The sequence below is a fragment of the Fulvivirga sp. M361 genome (assembly GCF_007097395.1).
Lineage (GTDB): Bacteria > Bacteroidota > Bacteroidia > Cytophagales > Cyclobacteriaceae > Fulvivirga.
Genome location: NZ_VKDC01000009.1, coordinates 249,349 through 274,617, shown reverse-complemented (window position 1 = coordinate 274,617; position 25,269 = coordinate 249,349). Strand labels below are relative to the sequence as shown.

General features: G+C 42.5%; 21 protein-coding genes. 8 read left to right on the top strand and 13 right to left on the bottom strand.

Features of this window, described 5'->3' with window-relative positions; genetic code table 11:
* Positions 1 to 56 precede the first annotated feature (56 nt).
* Positions 57 to 395, top strand: a complete 339-nt coding sequence (locus FNH22_RS13205) for a hypothetical protein (protein ID WP_143398863.1) — start codon at positions 57 to 59, stop codon at positions 393 to 395.
* A 425-nt stretch (positions 396 to 820) separates the two neighbouring features.
* On the opposite strand, the gene FNH22_RS13200 is transcribed toward FNH22_RS13205, so the two are convergent.
* The 3 genes from FNH22_RS13200 to FNH22_RS13190 all read right to left on the bottom strand — a co-directional run bounded on the left by FNH22_RS13200 (position 821) and on the right by FNH22_RS13190 (position 5,497).
* Positions 821 to 3,745, bottom strand: coding sequence for a T9SS type A sorting domain-containing protein (locus tag FNH22_RS13200; RefSeq protein WP_143398862.1), 2,925 nt, complete (start codon positions 3,743 to 3,745; stop codon positions 821 to 823).
* Between the two features lie 445 nt (positions 3,746 to 4,190).
* The gene (locus tag FNH22_RS13195; RefSeq protein ID WP_143398861.1) at positions 4,191 to 4,622 is read right to left on the bottom strand and encodes a helix-turn-helix domain-containing protein; all 432 of its coding nucleotides are present in this window, start codon (positions 4,620 to 4,622) and stop codon (positions 4,191 to 4,193) included.
* 473 nt (positions 4,623 to 5,095) lie between these two features.
* The gene (locus tag FNH22_RS13190) at positions 5,096 to 5,497 is read right to left on the bottom strand and encodes a hypothetical protein (protein WP_143398860.1); all 402 of its coding nucleotides are present in this window, start codon (positions 5,495 to 5,497) and stop codon (positions 5,096 to 5,098) included.
* A 537-nt stretch (positions 5,498 to 6,034) separates the two neighbouring features.
* On the opposite strand from FNH22_RS13190, the gene FNH22_RS13185 reads away from it, so the two are divergent.
* The 5 genes from FNH22_RS13185 (at position 6,035) to FNH22_RS13165 (ending at position 12,769) form a co-directional block, all read left to right on the top strand.
* A complete protein-coding gene (locus FNH22_RS13185; protein ID WP_143398859.1) occupies positions 6,035 to 7,309 on the top strand; it encodes an IS4 family transposase in 1,275 nt (424 codons plus the stop codon).
* Positions 7,310 to 7,508: 199 nt separating this feature from the next.
* Positions 7,509 to 8,555 (top strand): T9SS type A sorting domain-containing protein, encoded by a 1,047-nt coding sequence (locus tag FNH22_RS13180; protein ID WP_143398858.1) that lies wholly within the window; start codon positions 7,509 to 7,511, stop codon positions 8,553 to 8,555.
* Positions 8,556 to 8,854: 299 nt separating this feature from the next.
* The gene (locus tag FNH22_RS13175; protein WP_143398857.1) at positions 8,855 to 12,208 is read left to right on the top strand and encodes a T9SS type A sorting domain-containing protein; all 3,354 of its coding nucleotides are present in this window, start codon (positions 8,855 to 8,857) and stop codon (positions 12,206 to 12,208) included.
* A 166-nt stretch (positions 12,209 to 12,374) separates the two neighbouring features.
* Entirely contained in the window at positions 12,375 to 12,581 is a 207-nt protein-coding gene (locus FNH22_RS13170; protein ID WP_143398856.1) for a hypothetical protein, read from the top strand.
* A complete protein-coding gene (locus FNH22_RS13165) occupies positions 12,581 to 12,769 on the top strand; it encodes a type II toxin-antitoxin system RelE/ParE family toxin (protein ID WP_143398855.1) in 189 nt (62 codons plus the stop codon). The genes FNH22_RS13170 and FNH22_RS13165 overlap by 1 nt, the downstream gene beginning before the upstream one ends.
* A 434-nt stretch (positions 12,770 to 13,203) precedes the next feature.
* Here the strand turns inward: FNH22_RS13165 and FNH22_RS13160 are convergent, their stop codons facing one another.
* The 10 genes from FNH22_RS13160 to FNH22_RS13115 all read right to left on the bottom strand — a co-directional run bounded on the left by FNH22_RS13160 (position 13,204) and on the right by FNH22_RS13115 (position 23,735).
* Positions 13,204 to 14,079: a DJ-1/PfpI family protein gene (locus FNH22_RS13160; protein ID WP_143398854.1), complete on the bottom strand. Its 876-nt coding sequence runs from the start codon at positions 14,077 to 14,079 to the stop codon at positions 13,204 to 13,206.
* A gap of 21 nt (positions 14,080 to 14,100) precedes the next feature.
* The gene (locus tag FNH22_RS13155) at positions 14,101 to 16,518 is read right to left on the bottom strand and encodes a TonB-dependent receptor (protein ID WP_143398853.1); all 2,418 of its coding nucleotides are present in this window, start codon (positions 16,516 to 16,518) and stop codon (positions 14,101 to 14,103) included.
* Positions 16,519 to 16,603: 85 nt separating this feature from the next.
* A complete protein-coding gene (locus FNH22_RS13150) occupies positions 16,604 to 16,999 on the bottom strand; it encodes a hypothetical protein (protein WP_143398852.1) in 396 nt (131 codons plus the stop codon).
* 33 nt (positions 17,000 to 17,032) lie between these two features.
* Positions 17,033 to 17,995: a transporter gene (locus FNH22_RS13145; RefSeq protein ID WP_143398851.1), complete on the bottom strand. Its 963-nt coding sequence runs from the start codon at positions 17,993 to 17,995 to the stop codon at positions 17,033 to 17,035.
* A 12-nt stretch (positions 17,996 to 18,007) separates the two neighbouring features.
* Entirely contained in the window at positions 18,008 to 19,051 is a 1,044-nt protein-coding gene (locus FNH22_RS13140) for a cytochrome-c peroxidase (protein WP_143398850.1), read from the bottom strand.
* A gap of 35 nt (positions 19,052 to 19,086) precedes the next feature.
* Positions 19,087 to 19,959 (bottom strand): MbnP family protein, encoded by an 873-nt coding sequence (locus FNH22_RS13135; protein WP_143398849.1) that lies wholly within the window; start codon positions 19,957 to 19,959, stop codon positions 19,087 to 19,089.
* 101 nt (positions 19,960 to 20,060) lie between these two features.
* A complete protein-coding gene (locus FNH22_RS13130) occupies positions 20,061 to 20,444 on the bottom strand; it encodes a hypothetical protein (protein WP_143398848.1) in 384 nt (127 codons plus the stop codon).
* 249 nt (positions 20,445 to 20,693) lie between these two features.
* Positions 20,694 to 21,593 (bottom strand): Bro-N domain-containing protein, encoded by a 900-nt coding sequence (locus FNH22_RS13125; protein ID WP_143398847.1) that lies wholly within the window; start codon positions 21,591 to 21,593, stop codon positions 20,694 to 20,696.
* Positions 21,594 to 21,778: 185 nt separating this feature from the next.
* Positions 21,779 to 22,099: a cupin domain-containing protein gene (locus FNH22_RS13120; protein ID WP_143398846.1), complete on the bottom strand. Its 321-nt coding sequence runs from the start codon at positions 22,097 to 22,099 to the stop codon at positions 21,779 to 21,781.
* 1 nt (position 22,100) lies between these two features.
* Positions 22,101 to 23,735 (bottom strand): serine hydrolase, encoded by a 1,635-nt coding sequence (locus tag FNH22_RS13115; protein WP_185154215.1) that lies wholly within the window; start codon positions 23,733 to 23,735, stop codon positions 22,101 to 22,103.
* A gap of 205 nt (positions 23,736 to 23,940) precedes the next feature.
* On the opposite strand from FNH22_RS13115, the gene FNH22_RS13110 reads away from it, so the two are divergent.
* Both FNH22_RS13110 and FNH22_RS13105 read left to right on the top strand, forming a co-directional pair.
* Entirely contained in the window at positions 23,941 to 24,924 is a 984-nt protein-coding gene (locus FNH22_RS13110; RefSeq protein ID WP_143398844.1) for a radical SAM protein, read from the top strand.
* A gap of 16 nt (positions 24,925 to 24,940) precedes the next feature.
* Positions 24,941 to 25,201, top strand: a complete 261-nt coding sequence (locus FNH22_RS13105; protein WP_143398843.1) for a DUF3820 family protein — start codon at positions 24,941 to 24,943, stop codon at positions 25,199 to 25,201.
* Positions 25,202 to 25,269: the final 68 nt, after the last annotated feature.

Genomic DNA, 25,269 nt, shown 5'->3' with positions numbered 1-25,269 from the left:
CAAACAATTATGGTTCATATCGAACGGGAACTTCAAAATTGTATTATGTAGAAAATGTGAGTAAACAGCGGATTCCTGAAACAAAAACAGAATTTGACAAAGAAGAAAAGACTATTACAAAAACAACCATTGACATAGATAAATATAAATTGCTTGACGAAATGGTGATGTATAAGAAATTACCATTATCTCTACATGTAGGTTTCGGTCGAAACAATGAGGATAAGAAAATAACCATTAAAGTTAGTGAGATAAAATCTGTTGAAATTCTGAAAAACCCTGGTGAAGTTTGGCTTAACCTAATAAGTGGTGCAAGAGAAAGAATAAAAAATCAAATCAAGTCCGACATAGAGAAAAACGAAAATGCATGGATTGACTATATGGAACCTTCGTAGTATCATGAAATAATCTTGGACCCAAAGCGAGAAAATTATTTGAAGCAATTTTTTTAGAAGAAGAGTACGAACGCCCAATAAAAGCTATTCCAGCTGGGCAAACCTCTAATGCACACCTACAGTAAGTCTATATAGACATACTATCTACTTAGAAAGGTTCGAGAACACTCACCCAGGTCCTTAGATATGGAAAATACTGCAATGAATGAAGTCTGAGCAGATGTTCTTGCATATGGATGGGCCTTAGGTTTAGCGTAGCGGTCCTAAGACCAGAGGGAAGGGTTGGTTGATTTGGTTCACGTTGTTGATAAGCCGCATTAAAATGCTATCTCTTTCCTTACTGAATACTCCTTAATCCGCTACACAGACGCGGAATTATTGGTGTATCATGAATCTGAACATTAGTTTTTAATACATATGTACTTTTAACGAATCATCAGCCTTTTCACCACCGGCTCTTTACCTCCCTGTACTATCAGGTAGTAGGTTCCTGCAGGGTAATCCATTCCATCAATCACCGTTTCACTGCCTGAGACCTTTTCTTGCCAAAGGGTTTGACCCTGGCTATTGATCAATGACAACTGTCGGTTTTCACCATCAGGTAAAATTACAGTCAACATCTCATCCACAGGATTGGGATAAAAAGTAATAGGAGAAAGTTCCGGGCTGCCTATTCCGGTAACCACTTCAGCTTCTACTATAATATCATCAATAATGAGGGTACAACCCCTGTTATCAGTGATGGTAACCGCATAATTTCCGGTCTCCACATTTTCTAATACTGCTTCGTTGTGCTGATTAGACCATACAATGACATAAGGCGAAACACCTCCTGTTGCCAGAACAACTAAATTAGTACTCGCCCCCGTATCATCAATAATTATCTCAGCGGTTAAGGCTTCCGGTATAGAGATGTTAAACGCTTCCGGTGTGAGCGTGCAACCATTACCATCAGTAACCTCTACGATGTATTGCCCTGCGGTTAGCCCTGTTATAGCAGGTGTGGTTTGTCCATTACTCCATGTATACGTATAAGGCTCAGTGCCGCCAGCAATAGTTAAGGAGATGCTTCCATCCTCTGCCTCTTTACAACTTATAGGATTTACTTCCTGGTTTTCTATAATCATTGTCTGCGGTGCAATGGTGCTAAACGCCTTTGGAACAATGCTGCAACCTTTGGCATCCGTAATAGTAACGGTATAACTTCCCGCTGTCAGGTTGGTAGCTGTGGCAGTGGTTTGTCCATTGCTCCACAAATAGCTGTATGGTTCAGTACCACCTCCTACAGTTAATTCAATGCTTCCATTAGAAGCATCGGCACATAATAAAGATACGATTGTGGTATCGTTCAGCTGCAGCGCAGCAGGTTGTGTTACTGCTATCAAAGAAGTTTGCATGTCGCAGCCAGCATCATCAGTAACAAAAGCACGGTAAGTACCCCGCTCCAGGTTACTAAGTATAGTGGATGTGCCAGGGTAAGCTGCACCATCTTTCTGCCAGTTTATAGTATAAGGCTCCCTACCTCCTTCAAGTTGCAAGTCAATGCTTCCATCTGCACCTTCAAAGCAAGAAAGTGGCTGTGCTTGAGGAGCCATGGTAAAGCCTACACAGCTCAATGACGGGGCAATGGTGATAGTGTAGTCCTGTCTAAGTCCGTTGCCGATGCAAGGGTCATAAGGGTTGTTGCCGCCTATATTTGTGCCAATGACCTTAACCCTCATTCGGGTATTGCCTAGTTTGGCATTTAATGGAATGGTGATCTGTTTTTCGAGAGTAATACCTGGTGTGGTAGATCCTACCAGAGTCATTTCTTCATCAGTACTGGAATTGGTCTCGCTTAGCAGCCCATTCTGATTGTAGTCTATAAATGCCCAACAACTACCATTGACTGTATTAGAGGTAGATTCCACATACCTGAAGGTGTAAGTCTGCCCGCGTCTTACGGTAGTGGTAAAGGGGACTTCCAAAGGGAACTCTACTATATCCTCAATTGCGGAGGAAGTCTGGTAGTTGAGTGTATTGAATTCTACTGATTTAATAATGCCTATACCGCCAAACGAAGAATTGCTACAATACTCCAGTCCATCCTGGGTGGTAAAAGAGGTGATGCCCATAGGGGTAGTACCGTTTTTGTTATGGGCTACTATTCCCAAATAGTAAGTAGTGCCCGGTGCCATTTCGGGTAAGTCCAGCCAGCGTTGTGCGGTTCTGCCTGATACCAGCAGGTCTAGCGGTGGGTTATCCGTACTCAGGTATACATCATAGGTATTGTCCAACTGGCTGGCCTGTGACCAGCCCAGCGCAGGATTACGGCTAATGTTGTCCGACCCATCGGCCAGGATATAGTATTCAGCAAAATCATCTATTGGATCAACACCGAATTCTGCATCGGGATAATAATCCGGTACCCGAAAGTAGGCTACAGGATTTTCTGGTAAAGCGGAGCTATCGAAAGGAGGAGTAAAACTGAAAGTGCGGGAATCAGGATCACCGGAGCGGGAAAGGGCAATTAAGTCACGATTGAAATCCATTACTGCATCAGGATCAGTACTTTTTTCAGAAGTAGTCCAGTTATTAACTCCCTCCGTTACACTACGTGAGTGTAGATTTTCAGGGTTGTTATTTAGTTGAGAGCCCCGCAGGCCCACAGCCACTTTATTGATATGGGAAGCAAAAGGAGAACCTACCGCATAGGTAATGTCGATTTGTCCATTTTGTTGAGATAAAACAAGTTGGGTAAAAAACCGTCTGATGCCACTACCAGAAGGGTAATCTTCATAAAAACCAGCACTGTAAGAAAAAGACCAGTCAATAGTTGTTTTTTTCTCTCCGGGAAAACCTTGGCCTGCTACATGGTTTAAAGCGAACCCAAAAGGTATTTGTGTGCTCACATCCGTTTGAAACGCGACAATACTATTTTGTCTTTCAGTTGCGTAATCCGCATCAAATACAGCTCCCGTGAGTGTATCCTGTTTAATAGTAAATGTTTCATCGGATTTACCTAATTTAATATAGCCATTAGTAGAAGCCGCAAAACGATCAAAGTACTGCCCGTCATATTGAAAATCAAAACCAATAGGAAAACCCACTCCTGTCACAAAAGTGGTGTCCTCCTCCATACTATTGTTTATTACAATAGCTCCTTGCTTTGTTGGATCAAAAACGTCTCTAGTCTTTATCAATGAAAATTTTTCATTGAAATTGGCTATAGGTTTATTACTATTTTCGAAAGAATAATTACTCACTTGAGCAAATAGCGTGTTCCCCACAAAGAAAAAGAGTAGGATGGCAAGGGATATGGGATATATGATATCAAATATGGAATGTCGGGTTTGCCTATTAGACTTCATGACTGTAATATATAGTATGCATTATATACTTTGGTAAGTCATATAAGTTTTTTATAATTATTATACAATTTAACAAAGCCTGCAAGGCTTATCGTTGTAAAACTTTAAACCTTGCAGGCATCCATTCATTTACATAACAGTAAATCTTATACGTTTACTTTTCACTTTCAACAGATCATCAGCTTTTTCACTACCGGCTGCTTACCACCCTGTAAGACGAGGTAGTAGGATCCGACAGGGTAATCTATCACGCTGGTCGTACTACTATTGGCTTAGAGCGTCCGCCCGGTGGGTATAAAAAGGTTTAGAATGTATTGGAATAAACATAGGAAACTTTACAGAACCACAACTGGTCTTTTTTGCAATGAGGATCAAATTGAAAATGTAGGAACGCTACGCTTAATCGACTACCGGAAGGTTTACAGACAGAAACCAGTTAAAAAAACTACTCCCTCCCTTCCAAAACCTTCTCCAGCATCGCCACCTTCTCACGCTCACTTTTCAACAGGGCTTCATACAGCTTTTCATTTTTTTCCATGGCCTCTACCCATTTATCGATGGGGTTGAAGGTGCAATTATTATTTTGTTGGTAATTCGGGCTGGTGTTTAAAGTAGCGCCTTCATGATTATTTTGGATATTGTAAACAACGCTCTCTTCATTAAAACTCTTGATCGCTTCAGGGTTTACGCCGAGAATACCAGCGATCTTTTCAATGGTTTCACTTTCCACCGCTTCGTTGCTCTCAATATTGGAAACGGTTTGTTGGGTTACACCTAGCTTTTCTGCCACAGTGTCTTGCTTCACACCCAGGATCTCACGAACGCGACGGATGTTTCTGCCCAGGTGTTTTGGTCGGGGTGTCGTAGTACTTTCCATAGACTTAAAGTTATTAAGATTTTATACATTCAGGGCATTGCACTGGTAAAATACAACCGGCATTTGTAAAGTACAAGCGCCCTTTGTACCATACCATCACCCTTTTTCAGTACTTCGACCCTACGCAGTGATAGTGCAATGCTGCTGCCCTAACGATAACTCACTGAACGCATGATGAACCCCCAACGGATCCTCTTTAGCAGAACTTCATAATGAATCCTATTGTGCCGTGTCAGAGACACTCGAATTCATTATTTACTTCTAAACCTTCCTACGGAAGACTTAAAAGAACGAAGGTCGGTCAATTCTGCTGAGAGGAAGCAACAGGCTCGATACACTATACATCAACACCGATTCAAATAAGTAAGCCGTAAGAATTGGTATCAACTCTTACGGCTTACTTATTTGAATCAACTACTTCTTCCGGTTAATTACAATGAGAACAAATAGATGATGTATAAATTAGGGTTAGCTTAGTTCCAAGACCCACAAGATACTTGGTTACCAACACCTATTGATCCATAGTATTCAGGGTATATAGGAGGCCAGGAGTCGTATGCAACATAGGATACATTAGCATTTTTGTACTCTTCACAAACAGAAGACCATGTCACTTCGACTTGATGTGATCCATAACCAGATTTTATAATGGTAGTTGAACCATTTGAAAAAGTTCCTCCCTGAACCGTCCACATAACGTTAATTGAATAAGAAGGTGGGAAACAATTTATTAAGTAGGTAGCCTGCGTGCCGGGAGGCATTCCGACGGGGCCGCTTATTCCAACGTTTCCAGTACATGTTTGGGCCTTTATTGAACTCATTAAAGTGAATATCAAAAAGGAAGCCATTACAATCTTCATTGACAAATTTTTCATAATTTTTACGGGTTAGTTGTTGAAATTAATTTTGTCCAATCTTATAGAAATTCTATGGAGCCTTTGATCATGTAACAAGTACTATTATAATAATATAGTTGAATTGTTACCAAAACCTCCTTGACGAACAGATTAAGTGATTACTCAAGTTTCATATAACCTAATCATCCTTTCGATTAAGTAAATCTAGGCGCAGTCACCCCGGAATACCAGTCATAAATCATGAACGAGTATTTTCACTTAATAAGCGATACTGATTGGTTAACGAGTGTGGTAACCAGGTCAGGACAGATGAGAAATAAGATCAGCTAACTTCGAGCGATTGCGTATAGATACTAAAACCTGTAAAGAGTCATTCATTATAATAGTTTTATCCTTTCTGATCGATCTAATTTTATTGATGTTAATCACGCTGGTCGTAGGATATCCTCAATGGTGTCAACTTAAGGAATTGTTTTAACTTTCGGTTTTTAATGATTCTATCTACCCTTCTTAAGGTTATGAGTACGTTATCTTCTATTTTTTTCTGAACTCAAGATTAAACGTAATGACAGCTCTTTTCAACAAAAACATATTAACGCTCCACACCACTTTAAACGGCAAAGGATCTTGGGTTTCACACAACTAGCCACGATGTTAATTAATCGCCTTGTTAAGGGGATCAGCGTTGAAATCTTTACCTTTCTCAACAGCGTCACCCCAGAGCGAACCTGCACCAAGCAAGCCTTCAGTAAAGCACGCAAAAAGCTGAAGCATACGGCTTTTATTGAACTCAATGCGTTCTATGTAACAGCTTTCTATGAAAGTACTTTATACAGGTCCTACCAAAATAAATTCAGGCTTTTGGCTGTCGATGGCAGTCTGTGTCAACTTCCTGCTGCTAAACAGCTCATCACACATTTCGGACAATGGAAGAATAAGACGGCAAAAGGCATGCCCATGGGACGCGCCTCTTTAGTCTATGATGTATACAATCGAGTCGTGGTTAGCGGACGATTAGCCAGCTTGGAGAAAAGCGAAACCGATCTGTTTCGTGAGCAATATGAACACATATCTTCCCAAAGTGATACTCTGGACAAATCCCTTTATTTGATGGACAGAGGGTATCCCTCCCATGACTTGTGTACAATGATGGCGCGTAACGGGGATTTCTTTTTAATTCGTTGTAAGAAGGATTTTTGTAAACCGGTTACTGAATTTGTTCACTCAGACAAGCAAGAAGCTTTGATCCTTCTTAACCCTACTCTATGGTATACCAAGAAAGGGGAAAAACGGGGTAGTCGCTTTAAAGAACCTTTAACGGTCAGGATCGTTCGGATTAAATTATCAGCAGGCCGGTATGAATACCTGCTCACCAATATGGAACAGGCCAGTCATGATGAATTAAATGAGTTGTATGCGCTGCGCTGGGGTGTAGAGACCTATTACGATTATCTCAAGGATAGTATGGAACTGGAAAATTTTTCTGCTAAAACAGTCGAAGGCGTTTTACAGGACTTCCATGCCTGCCTATTGGGCAGTAACTTGGTCAATATGCTTATTAACGAGGCAGAAGAAGAACTTCAAGAACAGCAGACAGACAAAAAGAATAAATACACCTATCAGATTAACCGGAAGACAGCTACTGGAATACTTAGAAATCAAGTGATTAGCATCCTGTTTCTCGAAAAAGATATCCCTGCTAAATTAGAGCAACTTAAAAAGCAGATAAAAAGTAGTAAAACCGCGATTGTACCCCATAGAAAATTCCCAAGATTCAAGAAGAGACGATCAGCCAGAAAGTTTCATATGCCTAAGAAAAAAGCTTTATAAAACCTTAAGTTGACAGCATTGAGGATATCCTACGACCAGCGTGATAGGGGGGCCGCATTCATACGCTGAGTTATCGACACGTTTCCTTCCCTCCTTAAAGTTTTGCGATCCACCGAACTTTTGCTACAACTCAGCGATAACATCGGGTTAAACCATAGATTAATTTTAATATCGTACATAGTCTGAAAACCTGTCAGAGATGCGGCATATTCTTTTTCTTTTATTTTGCCTGCTTTTTTACCATAATTCAATCTTTGGAGCAACATTATACAGCCGGGCGGATGGCACATGGTCAAGTGTTAATGGAGGTTCGGATTGTAGCTGTACTCCTAGTCAGAATGATGACCTAATCATTAATCATGACATCGTTATTATTGGGGATTTTACGGTTAATACTGGTTCAATCACGGTAAACTCTCCTGCAATACTTACTGTAACCGGAAACCTGACGTTCGATAATAATTCTGTTGTGGTTGTTAATTTGGGGAGTACTTCCAAAGTTGATCAGGACTTTCTAAATAAAAATAACAGCAGTGATGTTTCCATACTTGGAAACCTGACCATCGATGGAAACTTTACCAATGGTGAAGGATCCGGGGTAGGTGCCGTTCTTAATGTCGGGTTGACAGGCAATATCTCCATTGGGGGTACTTGTTCTAATCCGGGCACTGTCACCGATGGGACCAATAGTTTTCAGGGGTGTGAAAACACTATATTGCCTGTAGAGCTTCTATATTTTACCGCTGACTATAACAGAGGTTCATCGTTGATTGAAATTGAATGGGGCACAGTTACTGAGGTAAACTCAGACTATTTTATTATTGAGCGATCCGTAAATGGAGTAGATTTTGATTCTCTGGGGTATCATCCTGCCGCCGGCAATAGTCATCACACTGTAAAGTATTCCTGGTCATACCCTGAAACTGGTAGCGGCCGGTCTTATTATAGGTTAAAGGCAGTTGACAGGGACGGAACCTTCGAATATTTTGATGTGATCTCGACCGTCTCTTTGTTACCAAACAGCTTTCGGGTTTCTCCTAATCCGATTCAAGGCGATCATTTCAATATATTGAAACACAATTGGTCAGAAGGAGAACTAATGTACTTGTATGATTCAACAGGACAATTGATCAAAAAAATAAGAATGGACCATAAGCAGGTTAAAGTTGAACTTACAGGATTTATAATTCCCGGAATATACCTGCTTAGGTCAGGCATGGAAATAACAAAACTAATTGTTCAATAAACTATGTATGTAGTTTCACCTATTCAAAATAGTATCGTCATTAATACTCCTGTATTCCGTTTCTGAAATAATAAGGTGATAGATTGTTTTAATATAAATAATTTTAGTATATTCTATATATATTTTAATTTATAATAATAATATTTTATTTAAACAATTTTATTTGGGCCATGTTTTAACCCTAAAAGAACCTAACGGTTTGCCATACATGTTCCCCCGGCAAAAATGAATTGACCAGCTCCTTTCATACATATAGTGTCTGTTCATTCTAAAGTTTACTATAAATGAATCTGAAAGGAATGAAAAAGAATTGTCTGCTTAGTCTTGTCTTGTTGCTTTTTGGAATCGCTTCCTGTTTCGGCCAGACCCCGGGGCTCATCGTTGACCCGGCCAGTGTAGCCGGAGCGGCCGTTATGGATCCTAACGGCGATGGTTATGTATCAACTGGTAATGGTGGCTTTAGTGTAAATGATAACAGTGAGAGCGAAATTCCATTCCAGCCATTAACCGTACCATCTGTTGAACCTGGCAACGATGTAGCAACCGGGCCGGGTTGTGGTTTTACCGATTTTGCGGACGATGGTACAAAATACTCCTCTGCTTTTTTCCTGGATGGAGCTGATAACTGGCTTTTTCGATTCAGACTAGGGGGGTTTGGCCCCAATTCGAAAGGCTACAGTGTCCTTATTGATACGGACAATCGATTTGGCAGCAGCGGCTCCCAGGCAGATCCTAACTATGTGGTCGGTAACCCCGGGTTTGAAATTGAGATCCAGTTAGTGACTAATTTTGGAGTCAGGTTATATGATGTAGATGGAAGCACAAGCCCCACTTTGCAGACCACATTGGCCTATGATGATTATGCTCAAAAGTCTGTTGCCTTTTCAACTACCTGTTCTGATCCTGATTATTTTTATGACTTCTATATCCCTTTTGCTACGATAACAACCTTCTTCCCAAGTATATCCACTTCTACCGCCATACGCGCAGCATCCAATACGGTCATCAGTACACAAAGCGGCATTACAGGGGGTGTTTCTGATGTGGGAGGTGTTGATAACAATGCCTTTGGAGGAAACCTGGAAAATATTTGGGAAGAGATCATTCTGGGACAGGTACCTACTTCACCTATAGATATTAACGGCGGCTTCCCTCCCATCCGTAGCGAAACACCTGCCATTACCGGACCAGTAAACGGAGGTGATACCAGTGTTAGCGGTACATCTGTAGAAGCTGACGGTACTATTATTGAAGTTTTTGTTAATAATATGTCCGTGGGCACGACCACCGTATCAGGAGGAGGGTGGACACTGTCGGGCCTGCCTGCTTTAGTGGTGAATGACGTTCTTACCGCCACCGCCACCGTTATCAGTGAATCGGAATCTTTAAATGCCGACGAGGTAATCGTAGGAAGTGTATGCAGCACTCAGCCTACAATAATCTGTTTTTCGCGTAAGGGTATTGAAGGCTATGTAGTCGACGCTTTATCGGGTACTACCATTAATATTTACAATAATGGAGGATTAGTAACCAGCCTGACCACTACGATAGATTACGACGCAGGTAATCCTGCCAATCCAACTTTCCTCTATAATTGCAGTGCCAGCGGAGGCTGTTCCGCAGGAGGTTTACAATGCCTGGCAGGCAGCTATTGGATCACCGCTGTGGAGACTGGCAAATGTGAATCTACTCCGCAATTTGCGGATGACGGAAGTTCGGATATATGCCTGAATGGTGGAGGGTCAGGGGTATCAGGCACGGAGGCAACTCCTGTTATTTCGACAAATCCTATAGAAACAAGCACATCCAGTATCGCCGGTACGGCCACAACAGATGCCACGATTTACCTGTATATCGATGGCTTCCAACAAAGCACTACTACCGCTACATCAGGAAACTGGACCTTTTCGACCTTATCCCTCAGTCTGGGCAGCCTGATTGAGGTAAGGGCATTCAGTTCAGGAAGTTGTATATCAGGGGCAGCCAGTCGCTCTGTCACTGAACAGTCCGGTACTCCATCCGTGACAAGCCCCATTCCTAATGGGTCAACAAGTGTTTCAGGTACCAGCTCAGAAGATTCAGGAACAATAATAGAAGTATTTGTGGATGGTGCCTCGCAAAACACTGGCACCGTGGATGCCAATGGAAACTGGACTATAACCGTACCAACATTGAATACCGGAGAAGTAGTTACCGCCACCGCTACCACTACCGGTAAAAGTACCAGCTTACTCTCTTCGCCGGTCACCGTTCTGGCCAATAGTACCGCGCCGGTGATTTCCGGATCGTACAGTGAAGGCGGAACCTCAGTAACAGGAACATCTGCCTCTGCTGACGGGACAGTTATTACCACTTATATCGATGGAATATCTCTGGGTACGACTTCAGTATCAGGAGGCAACTGGACTTTGAGTGGACTCAGCGCCGCTAATTTTGACTTGTATGCAGGCGGTACACTTGCCGCTACTGCCACGGAAGCAGGAAATACAGAAAGTGCAGTTTCCAATACGGTCACGGTATCTTGTACAGCTCCATTAACCGACCGGACGGTGAACGTTCTTACCAATGAGATATGTGCAAGCACATCTGCCCAGGTACAACTCACAAATTCTGAGACCAGTGTCATCTATACCTTAAGAGATAACAGTAATACCACGGACCGCAGTTCATCCTTGCTGGGCACCGGTGGGTCTATTACGTTTAACTCATTTACACTCACTGGTTCCGAGACACTCCAGATAGAAGCTAAAAAGATCCCTGACACCTCATGCTCAGGGCTAAACGCCAATACAGCAGCCATTACGGTTTATCCCAATCCGTTTAATGACCGTGGTATAACCAGTACCAACGATAATTTAGGTTCAGGAGGATCTACTACGATAGAAGTTGCTAACTCTGAAGTAAACGTGAGCTATCAGCTAAGAAATGATGCTGATGATTCAACTATTGGCTCAGCCGTAGTTGGTACCGGTGGCACAATATTACTGCCCACAGGGAGTTTAACTTCTACTACAACTTTTAATGTACTGGGCACCGACACTGACCCTATTACATGCTCGATAGAGCAATTACAAACGGTTACCGTCAGCATTGCTCCCCTGCCTGTGGAACTGGTAAGCTTTGAGGCCAAAGTGGCATCGGATAAAAACAGTGTTGAATTGAAATGGGTAACGGCCACTGAACTTTTCAATGACTTTTTTACCCTTGAAAGAAGTATGGATGCCAGTAACTTCCAGGCATTGGAAGTTGTGCAGGGTGCGGGTAATAGTAGCCAACTTTTAAACTATACGTACACAGATCAGTTCCCTGTTCATGGAGTATCTTACTATCGTCTTAAACAAACAGATTTTGATGGTGCTTTTGAATACTCCAAGACTATTGCGGTATCCTATGAAAACATTATGGTGCAGATGACGGTCCACCCTAATCCCTTCTCTTCTTTTACCACCTTCCGTTTGAATAGTGCCATCGAAACTGATGAAAGACTACAGGTATTACTTTTTGATGCCCTGGGCAACGAAGTAAGGCATTTAGAAGGAACACGAGAAATCATTTTATATCGCAGTGACCTGCCTCAGGGCATGTATTGGTACAAAGTATTTGTCAACGCCAGGATGCTCGAAGCGGGGAAGCTATTGATTAGCGACAACTAAAAACCAAAGGGGGTTCGTCATAATCTGTCCAATGAACTGGTGGTAGGAACGCTGCGCATAACCTACCACCAGTGCGAACAAAGTTAACCGGGTCCAAATTACAGCGCTTTGATATGGAAACTTGGTATTAATTGACTTCCGGACGCAAAATTATTAACTTTCATATATGTCAATTGAACAGAGAAAGATCTCCCTCATTAACTGGATCACAAACCTGGATGATGAAACGGTAATAGATCAAATGGAAGGTTTCCGAAAGGCTTCACTTGATGACCTCCCCAGGGAAATAGTCGAACTGCTCAAGATTTCAGATTCTGAAAGTCCGGATGACTGCGTTGAACATACTAATTCAAGAGACATTCTGAATAGATAATGAAGAAAGTCATCTGGACCCCAACAGCCAGAAAATCATTACAACAAACCTCGGATTTCATCACTGAACTTTGGAATGAACAAGTAACCGACCAATTCCTTAATCAGCGGGATTATCGAATATCCCGGATTCAAAAGAACCCTGATCTGCTCCGGCTTTCAAGAACAGTGAATTTCGTCAACTGCTAATTCACAAATCCGTCTGTCTGTTTTATCGGAATTATACGGCATGTCTTAAACTCTTGCTTATCTGGGACAACAGGCAAAACCCAGCTCAACTGATCGAAAAGTTAATGGATGTCAATAAACACTAACATCCATAAGTTGACGGAATTACGTACAAAGGTTGCTGCAATCAGGTAAAATAAATTCAGACTTACTTTTTACCCCCAAAAGCTTCTCCGGCATCGCTACTTTTTCGTCTTCCTTCTGGAGCGCATTTAGCAAAGTGTAATGCGCTCCCATTTTCTTTTAAGATTTAGTATTTCTAATGCGAGTTTGAGCATCCCGAACTCAAATAGAAAGTAACCCCCTCCTCAAGCCCCTTACAAGAACCCGAAGAGAGTCAAGTAGCAATAGACCTTAGCTACGTGCTCAGTACATTGATGTCATTGGGCATACGGTCACTTCCCAATCACCCCATCCAAGCTATCCAGCAATGGCACTATCCCCATAGCGTACATCGCTTCCATCATCTGGTATACCTCCGGGACAGTCTTTTCAGGGCTGCCGCCTTTGATAGGTGGTGCCGGATCGTACTCCATGTCCAGCATCACGGCCTGGGTATAGTTCTCGCCATACAGATCATTTAATATGGCCAGCGACATATCCATACCTGCCGTAACCCCGGCCGAAGTCCAGTACTTACCGTCATTTACGTAGCGTTCCTTAACGAAAGTGGCCCCATATCTTTTTAACATTTCTTCTGCCTGGTACCAGTTAGTAGTCGCTTTTCGGCCTTTGAGCAAGCCTGCGGCGCCTAATATCCAACCGCCAGTACAGACGGACGTGGTATAGGTTGACGTCTGATCTATCTTTTTGATCCATTGATGTATTCTACTGTCGTAAGCGCCAAGTAGGGTCCCTTTAAAACCTCCGGGGACCACCAGTATGTCTAACTGATCTACCGAATCCATAACGGTGTTAGGTACCAGCTCCACGCCCATCACCGTTTTGATGTTCCCTGGATTGACAGCTATCAATTCCGTTTTAGCGCCCATGACCTGACCCAATACATATCGCGGACCCATAACATCAAGGATATTGACACCGTCGTAGACTAAAATGCCAATGGACCGGATGTTATGTTTTGGCGTACCCAAAACACTGCTCATCTTATCATCATGATTTTCCGGCGTGATCTCTATCGCTCCTGTAGCTTCTTTTTTTGTGGTATTTGCAGGGCCTGTTTCCTCCGTTTGGGGAGGCTTGCAGCTCAATGTGCCTGTTATCGCTAGGGTGGTCCATAGAAAATAATGGGAGTATTTTAAATTTTTCATTTTAAGAAAGTTTCTGAGTGGTTAAAATTTTGCGGTAAATGTAATTCCGTAAGTCCTCGGCGCAGAGCTCAGTGAATTTCGATTACCCCCGATAGTGCTGGGGGAGGCATAAGCAATGTAGCGTTGGTTGTCCAGGTTTCTTACCCAAAAGGACACGTCCAGTTGGTTGCGGTACGAAATCCCCCATTTGGTATTGACGAGATGATATGGGTCAATGACAAGGTCATTCTCCCTATCGGAAAACAACTCACCCGTTCGCCGCAGCTCTAAGCGCCCCATTAAGTTTATGTCAAAAAACAGAGGAACGTCATATTGCATTCCCAAAAAGAGGGTAGAGGTCGGTGTGTTGGCCAGTCTGTTTCCTTCTAACTGTACTGTTTCTCCGCCTGAGTTTAGTGTAAAATCCTGATACTCGGATTCATTTACCCCGTAGGCGGCATCAAACTGTAAGTTTTTCAGCGGAATGGCTGACATTTCCAGTTCCAGTCCGTAAGAAATAGCGCTGCCTACGTTGTCCGTTAAAAATACGTTAGGGGACACCTGGTTAAAAAACTGGATATCATCCCAATGGATGTAGTAGGCTGTGGAGGCGAAGAACAATCGGTTTTGCAGAAAATTTCCTTTGTATCCCACTTCCACATTATCCGAATATTCCGGGTCAAAAGTCAGGTCAACGTCCTGAATGCGCTGGGTGTTGATCCCTCCTGCCCGAAAGCCTCTTGTATAGCTAAAGTAGGCATTGGACGTCTTACTGGGCTTGAATGATAAGGCCACCTTTGGAGAAAAGGCGCTGAAGTCAACACTTAAAGAGGTGTCCTGTTTGAATTCTATTTCTTCCCCTCCCTGGTAGATCAGGTCTCCAAATCCATTGAAGGTATTCTCCCTTTTTTCATAATCATAGCGAAAACCTGCCGTAAGGGTCAGCCGGTCCGTGATGTCATTAGACAACTGGCCAAAAGCGGCAAAACCATAATTTTCACCATTGTTTTTAAAAACCACGTAGGTATCAGCGGTATATCCGGGAACGAAAACAGGCCCTACCAGCGGGCCATAGTTGATCCCGATGTTCGTAGTGGGTTCAAAAGCCGTTTGATTAAAATAAAAAACACCACCCGTGTAGTTGAGTCCGGTTTTTTCATTTGCTGAGGTGATCTTTAACTCCTGTGTGAAGACCTTTTGCGGTTCGGACCGTACCCCGAAGTCACCGTCTTTATGAGAGGCATAAAATGTACCTCCGAACCCGGGATTAGCCTCATAAATGTTATCGTACGATAACCCTATCATCTGATAGGTACTTGTAGAAGATAACGTAACATCCGGTGTATAATAATTCATAGAAAGGGCGGTGTTCACCACATCCCTCCTGTGCTCACCCACCCTACCCAACCGTACCTGATCAGGATTCGCTTTTGCCAGGCTGTCGTTCGCCTGGTAAATGAAGAAATTACTGGCATCAGAATCGTCTAGCTGTGCTTTAACGTTTAAAGCTGCATCAAAGCGGTCATTGACTAACCATTTCAAATGCAGATTACCGTAATACGATGTTTCGTCACCCACCCTAGCCCCTTGTGCACCAGGCTGTATATCCACGGTACCGGTAGTATCATTCCTTAAAAAGCCTTCATGTGACTGATAAAGTCCGGTCAGCCCAACATAAAGTTTATTCTTCAGCAGCGGCGCCTTCACACCAAAGGCATAACGCTGAAGTCCCAGGTTACCAGCACTCACCTGTACATGGGCTGACGTCTTATTGGTAGGCTTTTTGGTCACAATGTTGATCACCCCACCCATGGCGTTTCTTCCGAAAAGGGTGCCTTGCGGCCCTCGTAGTACCTCAATGCTTTCTATATCCGTCAACTGAAATCCGTTCGCTAAAATATCGAGTTGGTTCACTCCATCGATATAGGTAGCTATCGCAGGATTTTCGCTGAACACTGAGATACCGCGTATGCTCTGAATTTGTTGAAATCCAACGCCGATTTCCCCATAGTAATAATTGGGCACCAGTGCATTTAAATCTTCCAACTCCCAGATCCGGGTATCTTCTATCTTTCGGGAAGAAAGTGATGTTACAGATACCGGGGTTTTAATAATGTTCTGCTCAGTACGTTGCGCGCTTACCACTACCTCGTCCAACGTGGTAGAGCTTTCTTCCAATGGAATGTTTACGACCGTGTTACTGGTGTCCACGACAATAGGCTCTATGGCCGAAGCATACCCTATAGCGCTTACGGAAAGGGTATAAGCACCGGGGGGAAGGGTTAATTGAAAATTACCCTCTTCGTCCGTAGCTGTTCCGTGGTTTGTATTCAATACGGCAATCGTAGCATTGGCGATACGCTCACCATTGTTTTCCGTCACTTTTCCGGTGACATTTTGAGCTTGGGATAAGGTAATGAAACAAAGAAGTCCAACTACCATCCTGTATAGTCTGTTCATTTTGTGGTTTCAGATCATGTGAATAAAGTGTGTTTTCTACCTTCTGAAGCCGGGCGATTGGTTATGGTCCGGGGTGGTAGTTCGGCTAGCAGAAAAAATAGCTGCGGGGAGGCCGGAATATAGCAGATAAAAAATGAGAAGTATAATAGGAGTGATGGTGCTTTTGTCGGTGAAAGAGGTAAGAAAATAGGTGTGTGGAATACTTAATGGGGGTTATTTTTTCATAGTAGAAGAATGTTTCCGGCGTCGACTTATGTCGGTTTGTTTCTGTACCCTGTGGTTCCGTTACTTTCCTGAGTTGCTCTTTCAGGTAACAAGAGCCCCCACAAACGGTAATAGGCTCCTCTTTTTTCCGGCAAAGTACACGCGCGATGAAATCTTTTCTCAAATTAAAATCAAGGTAGATGAATGGCACCAGCAAGGCATTGGTCATTAATAAAATGACCAGGACAACAGAAAGTATCCTTTTTGGGTTGTTCATGGGTCCATTCATAGCATGAGAATTCCTTATCGATCAGTTGTAAAGCTTATCTATATTCTTCCGGTTTGATTTTTTCCTTTTCCCGATGCTAAAATTCACCCCGACTGTGTAGCGGTCGTCAGATTCAATAGACACAATTTCTTCTGCGTTGAATTGTTGATACAGTGGTGCCTGGTACCTGGCGTCCAGCATAAACCGCCCTACCATCAGTTGAAGGCCTGTGGTAGCAAAAAGCGCTTTGCCACCTGTATTGACTTGTTCAATATCACCATCGTAATGCTTTTGGGCTTTTTCGAAATAGCCTCCCAAATACGGTAACAGCACAAAATTTGGCCTTTGCCACCAGTAAAAAGTATATAAGCTGGCGTTAAACTGGTTGCCGAAGGTATAATCTACATCATTGGTACCATTGATCTGATAAGCAGACTCCAGGTTCAGGCCTATGTTTTGTCTGCGCACAGCATAGTTCAGTGAGAATACATAATCCACACTTCCGGTTCCCAGTTGAAAGTTGCGATTAATGAGTTCATCATTATCTAACTTGTCATCATCACCAAAAGGAAGTTTTATGCCTCCGCCTACCAACAAGGAATGGTTCCAAAGTGAACCCGGATTATCTGCGTTATTCCACAGGTTATAGTTTATTAACACCATCGGGTCACCGATGCCCTGAGATTCCACGGATTGCACATTACCATCCATGTCATTACTGATAAAGGGCAACATAAAGCTGAGCTGCACCTTGGAAGACAGGCTGTACCTGCCTATCAGGTCTATTCTCCGGTAGGTATCGTTAGAAAATTCATCTTCCGTCAGCCGGTTGTCAATATAGGCGTTAAAACTGGCATGGCTATAGCGTAGGCCTATGAAATGATTGTCAAACTGGGGCAGTATACCCATGGAATACCCACCCAGCTTACATCCGCAGACATCACAGCCATAGGCTTTTGGTGCTAATATTACTAGCCCTATGCTCAATAGTAATATATTTTTCATTTTATGCATAGTCTAGTTATTTCTCCTGAATCGTTCGTCTATGATGAATTCGTTATCCGTAAGCGTATTCAAAAAAGCAATGATCTTTTGTTGCTCTACATCGCTTAGTGCAATGCCAAAACCATCGTCTTTCCGAAGCTCCGAGGCTAACGTAGGTGAGTCTACCACACCATCTGAATAATGCTCCAGCACTTCCTCAAGTGTTTCAAAACGGCCGTCATGCATATACGGGCTGGTAAGCGCTACATTTCTTAAGCTCGGTATTTTAAACTTTCCGATGTCATCAGTCCGTTCAGTGATAATTGCTCTGCCGGTATCCCTGCTGAAATCACTTTCCAGTCCGTTATTAGCAAAACCCCCGTTGGTAAAAAGTGTTCCTGAATGGCAGTTGCTGCACTTATTTTCAAAGATCACTCTACCTTCCAGTTCTTCTTTCGTCAGGGTTTCACCTTCGTTACGAACGTGTTTGTCATACCTGGAATCAGCAGATACCAGCATCACCATAAACTGGGAAAGGGTATGTAATAACCGGCCTGAGTTAATCGTATCACCACCGAATACGGCTTCGAAACGATCTTTATAATCTTCATCGGCCCTTAAGCGCGCTAAGATCACCGAGATATCGTTATCCATTTCCAGCTCATTTTCAATGGCATTTACCGGTATGAAATCAACATGTGTAACCCCTCCATCCCAAAAGAATGAGGACTGGAAAGCCAGGTTGGCGATCTGTGGAGCGTTACGTTTACCAATGCGGTCTTCAATACCAATACTGAGCCTGTGTTGCGGATCGGCAAAAGCGACGGACTGTGCATGGCAGCTGCTGCAAGCAATGGTCTGATCACGGGAAAGTACCGGGTCGAAAAAGAGTTTTTTTCCCAATTCAAAACCTTCCCTGGATACCGGATTGTTTTTAAACGTGTAGGTGGGCTCCGGAAAATTTTCCGGAACCTTAAACTCAAACGCTTCATTAGGAGCTAAGCCTGTGTCGTCATGGCATGCCGCCAGAACAACGGCGCAAACTATGGCTGCTAAGAACCTTTCAATAAAGTTCATTCTTTTATCTTATGATTTTAAAGAATAACCGGTGATCAGTTATGGATATGATCAAATTTGAAAGCCCTGGCAGCGTTATTAGCCAATGGCTCTGCTGACGTGGGACTATGTACATTGAATGTCTTGGAAAAATCAATGTCATTGATACCCCCTAAAAACTCTGATACATCAAACACCAGATGGATCTCAGGAGCCGTATTGGCCGCTACCGTGATCGGATCTATCTCAATGGTCACCTCCCGGTTGTTATTAGGGTTAGCCCAGCCACCGACGTGAAAAGCAAAACCGTCCACATCCGTTTCATTGACGCTTTCTCCAAACGCCGCTACCTGCTCTCCGTCAGCAGGAGATGCAGGGGCAAACCCTTCCATTCTTATCGCCTGGTAGCCTACATTCCAGTTCCAGAACATATCCGCGTCACGGGCCCCATTGCCCTGAGACAGTACCCCTCCGGCAGCGCCTTCAGCCACCCCTTCTTCTTCTACGCCTACCGTAAAAGATATCTGATCGTAAGTGCCTGCGGGCACATCACTGAGCGAAAACCTTCCACTGGTGAGCAAGTTCTTTTGGTCAACAAGATAATACCCTTTTGCATCGTCAGCGGTGATCTCCATGGGGTTGATAAATTCTTCCCCATTAGGTCCTGTTAATTTAACTTCTGAGATCAGGTATTTCAGAACGGTAACGTTAAACTCCTGGTCCATATCATTTCTATAGGCGAAGGTAGTAGAACCAGGCTCTAGCAGGACAAGGTTTACATTGTCATCAGAAGTGCTGCTGGGCGCTATATTATCAAATTTTAAGGCTACTGTGCCAGGTTCGCCGGAAAGGGTTGCATCATCATCGCTATCGCAACTGATCAGGGCGAATAAAAATAGGGGTAAGAAAAAAAGATTATAAAATTTCATTATCAATACTGTTCATCGGTGAATAAAAACCCATGCCTATAACTGCGTTGATGGCAACGAAATAAGGCTTGAGTGTTAAAAAAAAGTAGTGGGGCGCTTAGTTAAGCCTGAGGGGGGTGAAAGATCCGGTTCACAAACAGATTGAGATATAGCTCTTCATTCACAGTAAAAAATGAAGCGCTAAAAGGAATACTTTTATTAGAAATTGCAGGCAATGGATCATGGTATGAATAAAGATCTACGGTGTATCTGTGTGTAGTCTTTTCATCGTTACTTTCCTGTTGCTGCCTTGCCTGCTCCAGCTGGTTATTGAGAAAGCACTGGCCCCCACACACGGTGATGGGTTCATCTTTTTTGACACACAATACTTCAGCAATGTAGTCTCGTCTTATCTCAAAATCGAGATATACCAATGGTATCATCAGGGAGCTGCTAAGCATACTGAACACTAACAGTGCAATGATACTATGTCTGACTACATTCATTTTGCGACAAATATAGGTGTCCCGATCTATTTATATGAAATTTTATGATATTTATCATATATACACCAAACCCATTTAGACAGAGTTTAGTTTACAGTCTCAATAGGAATGTTTCTTCATCTTTGTCCAACAGGTTAAATACCGCTTAGAGCACTAATCTGATCTAAAGAAGTATGAACCACCATATTATTTATCCTTGTCTTTAGGGTTATGTCTTATTGGCTTGATAAGTTTTTGATTAAAATCCCATTATTCTTCATCCGGGGCTTCGGCGTTATCTGACTTACTTTGGGCAAGCTCTTTTTGTACTTTAACACTGTTAAGAGACTTCATATTTTCATGCGTCACTACTTTTTTACCTGTTTCTTTTTCAAGTTTAGTTAAAGCTTCTTTCGTAATATTTCCTGCGATATGTATCTGATTTTTGGTTTGAATAAATCCCTTTGCGCCTGACTTTTCTATCAACTCTTTTGCTGCTGTTTCACTGAATAGGGTTGTAGCCAACTCCATTGGAGTCATGTTATCTCTCAAACTATCCTTCTTGCTTATACCCTTGTGTTCTTTGTATTGAGCTGCTGTAAAACCAGACCAGGATTCGTACATTTCATTTGTCAAAACAGCATATTGGAAGCCTTCTTTGATACCACTTTCTTTCAATTTATCTGTGAATGTTACTCTTGTGTCAATACCGGCAATTCTGGTCTGTACCCAATCAGGAGAATATCCCTTTTGTAAATAATAACCTTTAGCTCGTTCTATTGCCTTGGCGGGTTGTTCGATCTCTTCGATTCTCTCGGCTCCAATTTTCGCCAACCATCTTTTAAAAGGTTCAGCTTTTTTGGAAGGTACTGTTTGAACGAGTCTTAATACACCCTCATTATTTGCACAATTAATGAGTTGCTTGCCTCCTTTGGTTTCAATAGGAAGGGGGGTGGCAATTTGCCCCCACCCTTTAGATAACTCTTTATCCCTTCTCCGCATATCTTTGATATATCCTTTTGGGTCTTTCGAGTCTGTTAATGCTTTTATTATATCTTCAATTACATAATACCAATCATGGTCAAAATAGACTTTTCTAATCTCTGCTCCTTCAAATATGGCAAGTCGATTATTTTTTTCTTCACGCTTTAATTCTTTCCCTTTACTCATCCTATTTAATAGTTTCTATGGATTATTGATAATAACTACAATAAAAAATTCCGCTGGTTTCGCCATAGAGATGGTGGAAGAGGTTATAATGTTTGGCCTTACTATACCACTCAAGAAATAGCGCTCACCACTTCTCGGAAAAATGGAAACGCCACGGTTTAGAATCGTCGCGATCTTTTATTTTATTATTGATAGTCTTCTCTTACCGGGTTAAAAACATCCAGGATACGGCAATACGTAAGGGCTTTGCCGGCATGTGGCGTATTGGATGGAAGCACCACTACGTCACCGGTTTTACATCGTGTTATTTCTCCGTTTATGATAAATTCAAACTCCCCTTCTAAAATGTTAGCCACTTGCTCATGCTCATGGTGATGTTCCGGTAGTGCTGAGCCTGCTTGTATATCCCAATAGGCAAATGTCATATTCTCCGAATGAATGAATTTGCCATGAAAACCGGGGAGTAGTTCTTTACTGTCAATGTCCTTAAGACTTTTATGATTCATTTCAATTGATTTTACTTGCTGTTATTTTTTTACCTGCCTGATGTATGACCAATCCTGAAGTTATGCCATCAGTTATTTCAAATTCTATTTCTACAGCCATATCGGTCATAAAAAATTTCTCCTCTGTCTCGGGCACTATCTGGAATGCCGGCTGACCTTCTATTTGCGTATAAAATAACCCATTGTCAGCCCATACTTTCACAGGTTTACCCACCAGATCATATTCTCCTGCATACTTGCTAAAAGCATCGGCAGAAAGTGTGATCGGTTGTTTGCTTTCCAATTTAGCAGCTTTGAACTCGTGACCGCTTTGCTTGTGCATTGCACTTACTACTTCATCCCCGTCCAGCAGAAAGGTAATCTCAGCATTAACAACTTTCCAAAAGAAAACGTGCTCCCCTTTAGGAAATATTTCATAGCCATTTTGCCCGGTCAACCGGGCAAAAAGATGGCCGTCGTCCAGCGTGACGTTCATGATAGTACTTCCCGGGTACTCATAACGGCCTACATATTTTTCAAGATCGGAGGCATCTAAGGTGATCTCTTTATTCGTTTCCAGGTCTTCGTGAAAGAATATATCCGTCAGCTTCTCTGCAAAGCTGGCAGGGACCAGGTTTTTTGCCGGTGAGCAGTTAGACAGCACGATCACTGTAGCGTCTATTTCCGGGTAGTATGCCAGGTAAGAAAGAAAACCATTCAAGCCTCCACTATGTCCTATCCTTTCCTGCCCTCTGTATTTGTTTAATCCCCACCCATATCCGTAAGGGTAGTCCGCGCCATCATTTAGCTTAACTTTGGTATGTGCTTTTGAGATGTTTTCTTTGTTTAGTATCTGGCCACCAAATAGCGCTTTATTCCATTTAAGAAGATCATCCGCCGTACTGTACAGGTTGCCCGCACCGCCTGCCCAGGTCATATCCCAATCAAGAGCGTCTTTGATACCCCCTTTTTGCATGCTGTAGCCCAACGCTTCGTTTTTGTATTTTTTAGAATTTGAATAAACACCGGTATTTTTCATCTCAGCCGGCTTGAAAAAGTGCTTGATCAGGAATTTTTCATAACTCATTTCAGAAACCGTTTCCACCAGATACCCTAAGATGAAATAAGCGGAGTTATTGTACTTCCATTCTTCACCAGGTTCAAAATCATAGCCCAATGACTTAATTTCATCTACCAACTTTTCTTTTTCTATGGATGTGGTAACACGCTCGAGGAAGTTGGACTCATTTGTATAACTCTTGATCCCGCTGGTATGTGTTAATAAGTGGTGTATGGTCACTTTTTCACCCCCCGGAAAATCAAGAATGTACTTGTTCAACGGATCTTTCAGGTTCATTTTACCCATTTCCACCAACTTTAGGATGGCCGATGCGGTAAATTGTTTTGAAACCGAACCTATTCTGAAAATAGTTCCTTCATCTACTTTTTGTTGCTCGTTGACTACTGCATATCCTGCCTGACGGGAGTAAAGCACTTTGTCACGTTGAGCCACCAAAACGGACATGCCGTGCTCTCCCAGGGGAATAGCCTTGGCTACCAGTGAATCCGCTTTACGCTGTTGCTCCTGCCCAAAAGTAGCGCTAAAGATGAATAAGAGTAAAACGATGATTGGAATGGATCTTTTTATAAAACGCATAGACAATAACTGTTTAAAGCCAGATAACCTATTGTGGTCAGGCATGTCTTTCTAAAGTTGATAAATTTGGTTGGAATAAGCGAACGCATTGCTTTCAAAAGTAAATTACGCAGATGGTTGGAAGGATTTATATGCTGAAAAGCAATAATCCAAATAACTTGTTGCAGCATGTTTGCTTCCATTGGAAAATACATACCTTCATACCATGAGGCTGATATCACATCCGGTGTTGTGCAATTATTACGTTACGTATCGTTGTAATGCGAAATGTGCGTTTTGTGATATCTGGGAACGACCGTCTCCTTATGTAGAGCTGAAATCGGCCGAGGCAAATTTTGCCCAACTAAAAAAATTAGGCGTAAAAGTCATTGATTTTACCGGTGGTGAGCCATTACTGCACCGCGAGATAGATAAGTTACTCGAAATGGCCAAAAGCTATGGTTTTATTACGACCCTCACTACCAACGGACTCCTTTATCCAAAATGGGCTGAAAAATTAGCCGGTAAAATAGACATGCTCCACTTTTCCCTGGATTCCGCTACCCGTGAGGAACATGATGCATCCAGGGGAGTAGCGTGTTTCGATATTCTGATGAATTCCATTGCCCTGGCCAGGGCATTGGGAGAACGTCCCGATATTCTTTTTACTGCCATGGAAAATAATATCGATCAGATCGAAACCGTCTATACTACCCTATGCAGGCCGAACGGATTGGTGCTCATTCTAAACCCGATCTTCGATTATAACCAGGTAGAAAGCGGCCCCTCACTTTCCAATGAAACCCTGGATAAACTATCTTCCTGGGGTAAGCGAAAAGGAGTATATCTTAACGATGGTTTTATACAACTCAGAAGGGATGGAGGTAATAACACCCATGATCCGGTATGTAAAGCCGCCAGTTCTACCGTGGTTATTTCTCCTGAAAACCAATTGGTGTTACCTTGTTACCACCTTGGGTTAAAAGCATTCAACATTGATAATAATCTTTATGAATTATATCAATCGGAAGAAGTGCAACAACTTGTCGCGCTGGAAGGCCGCTTACCTGAATGTGAGGGTTGCACCATAAATTGCTATATGCAACCCAGCTTTGCCGTGGAATTGAACAAATACTGGTGGAAAGCATTACCGAGTACGCTTAAGTATAATCGTATAAAAGGGACCTGGAAAGAGCTATTAAAAATTTGATTCTTTTGATATCTACATGAATGAATTTAACACCAACGAACTGAAGCCTGACCCGGAAATATTGTTGCAGTTAGTGCGGATGAAAATGCCCTTTGGCAAGTATAAGGATACCATCTTATGTGACTTACCGGTTTACTATCTCGAATGGTTTCATAGCAACGGATTTCCAAAAGGAAAAATCGGTATGTTACTGTCTACCATTTATGAAATAAAGATCAACGGGCTCGGACAGTTGTTGGAACCGTTGAAACAAGCAGCAAAAGGGGATAACCACTAAGATGCCCGTTAGTACGAGTTTATATTGCCCGCGGCATACTTCCTGACTCGCCTCTCAAGTAAAAATAG

What these genes read in the sequence shown, in the direction of transcription:
- FNH22_RS13200 (WP_143398862.1), bottom strand. Translation starts at nt 3,745, where the DNA reads ATGAAGTCTAATAGGCAAACCCGACATTCCATATTTGATATCATATAT.
- FNH22_RS13195 (WP_143398861.1), bottom strand. Translation starts at nt 4,622, where the DNA reads ATGGAAAGTACTACGACACCCCGACCAAAACACCTGGGCAGAAACATC.
- FNH22_RS13190 (WP_143398860.1), bottom strand. Translation starts at nt 5,497, where the DNA reads ATGAAAAATTTGTCAATGAAGATTGTAATGGCTTCCTTTTTGATATTC.
- FNH22_RS13180 (WP_143398858.1), top strand. Translation starts at nt 7,509, where the DNA reads ATGCGGCATATTCTTTTTCTTTTATTTTGCCTGCTTTTTTACCATAAT.
- FNH22_RS13175 (WP_143398857.1), top strand. Translation starts at nt 8,855, where the DNA reads ATGAAAAAGAATTGTCTGCTTAGTCTTGTCTTGTTGCTTTTTGGAATC.
- FNH22_RS13170 (WP_143398856.1), top strand. Translation starts at nt 12,375, where the DNA reads ATGTCAATTGAACAGAGAAAGATCTCCCTCATTAACTGGATCACAAAC.
- FNH22_RS13165 (WP_143398855.1), top strand. Translation starts at nt 12,581, where the DNA reads ATGAAGAAAGTCATCTGGACCCCAACAGCCAGAAAATCATTACAACAA.
- FNH22_RS13160 (WP_143398854.1), bottom strand. Translation starts at nt 14,079, where the DNA reads ATGAAAAATTTAAAATACTCCCATTATTTTCTATGGACCACCCTAGCG.
- FNH22_RS13155 (WP_143398853.1), bottom strand. Translation starts at nt 16,518, where the DNA reads ATGAACAGACTATACAGGATGGTAGTTGGACTTCTTTGTTTCATTACC.
- FNH22_RS13150 (WP_143398852.1), bottom strand. Translation starts at nt 16,999, where the DNA reads ATGAACAACCCAAAAAGGATACTTTCTGTTGTCCTGGTCATTTTATTA.
- FNH22_RS13145 (WP_143398851.1), bottom strand. Translation starts at nt 17,995, where the DNA reads ATGAAAAATATATTACTATTGAGCATAGGGCTAGTAATATTAGCACCA.
- FNH22_RS13140 (WP_143398850.1), bottom strand. Translation starts at nt 19,051, where the DNA reads ATGAACTTTATTGAAAGGTTCTTAGCAGCCATAGTTTGCGCCGTTGTT.
- FNH22_RS13135 (WP_143398849.1), bottom strand. Translation starts at nt 19,959, where the DNA reads ATGAAATTTTATAATCTTTTTTTCTTACCCCTATTTTTATTCGCCCTG.
- FNH22_RS13130 (WP_143398848.1), bottom strand. Translation starts at nt 20,444, where the DNA reads ATGAATGTAGTCAGACATAGTATCATTGCACTGTTAGTGTTCAGTATG.
- FNH22_RS13125 (WP_143398847.1), bottom strand. Translation starts at nt 21,593, where the DNA reads ATGAGTAAAGGGAAAGAATTAAAGCGTGAAGAAAAAAATAATCGACTT.
- FNH22_RS13120 (WP_143398846.1), bottom strand. Translation starts at nt 22,099, where the DNA reads ATGAATCATAAAAGTCTTAAGGACATTGACAGTAAAGAACTACTCCCC.
- FNH22_RS13115 (WP_185154215.1), bottom strand. Translation starts at nt 23,735, where the DNA reads ATGCGTTTTATAAAAAGATCCATTCCAATCATCGTTTTACTCTTATTC.
- FNH22_RS13110 (WP_143398844.1), top strand. Translation starts at nt 23,941, where the DNA reads ATGAGGCTGATATCACATCCGGTGTTGTGCAATTATTACGTTACGTAT.
- FNH22_RS13105 (WP_143398843.1), top strand. Translation starts at nt 24,941, where the DNA reads ATGAATGAATTTAACACCAACGAACTGAAGCCTGACCCGGAAATATTG.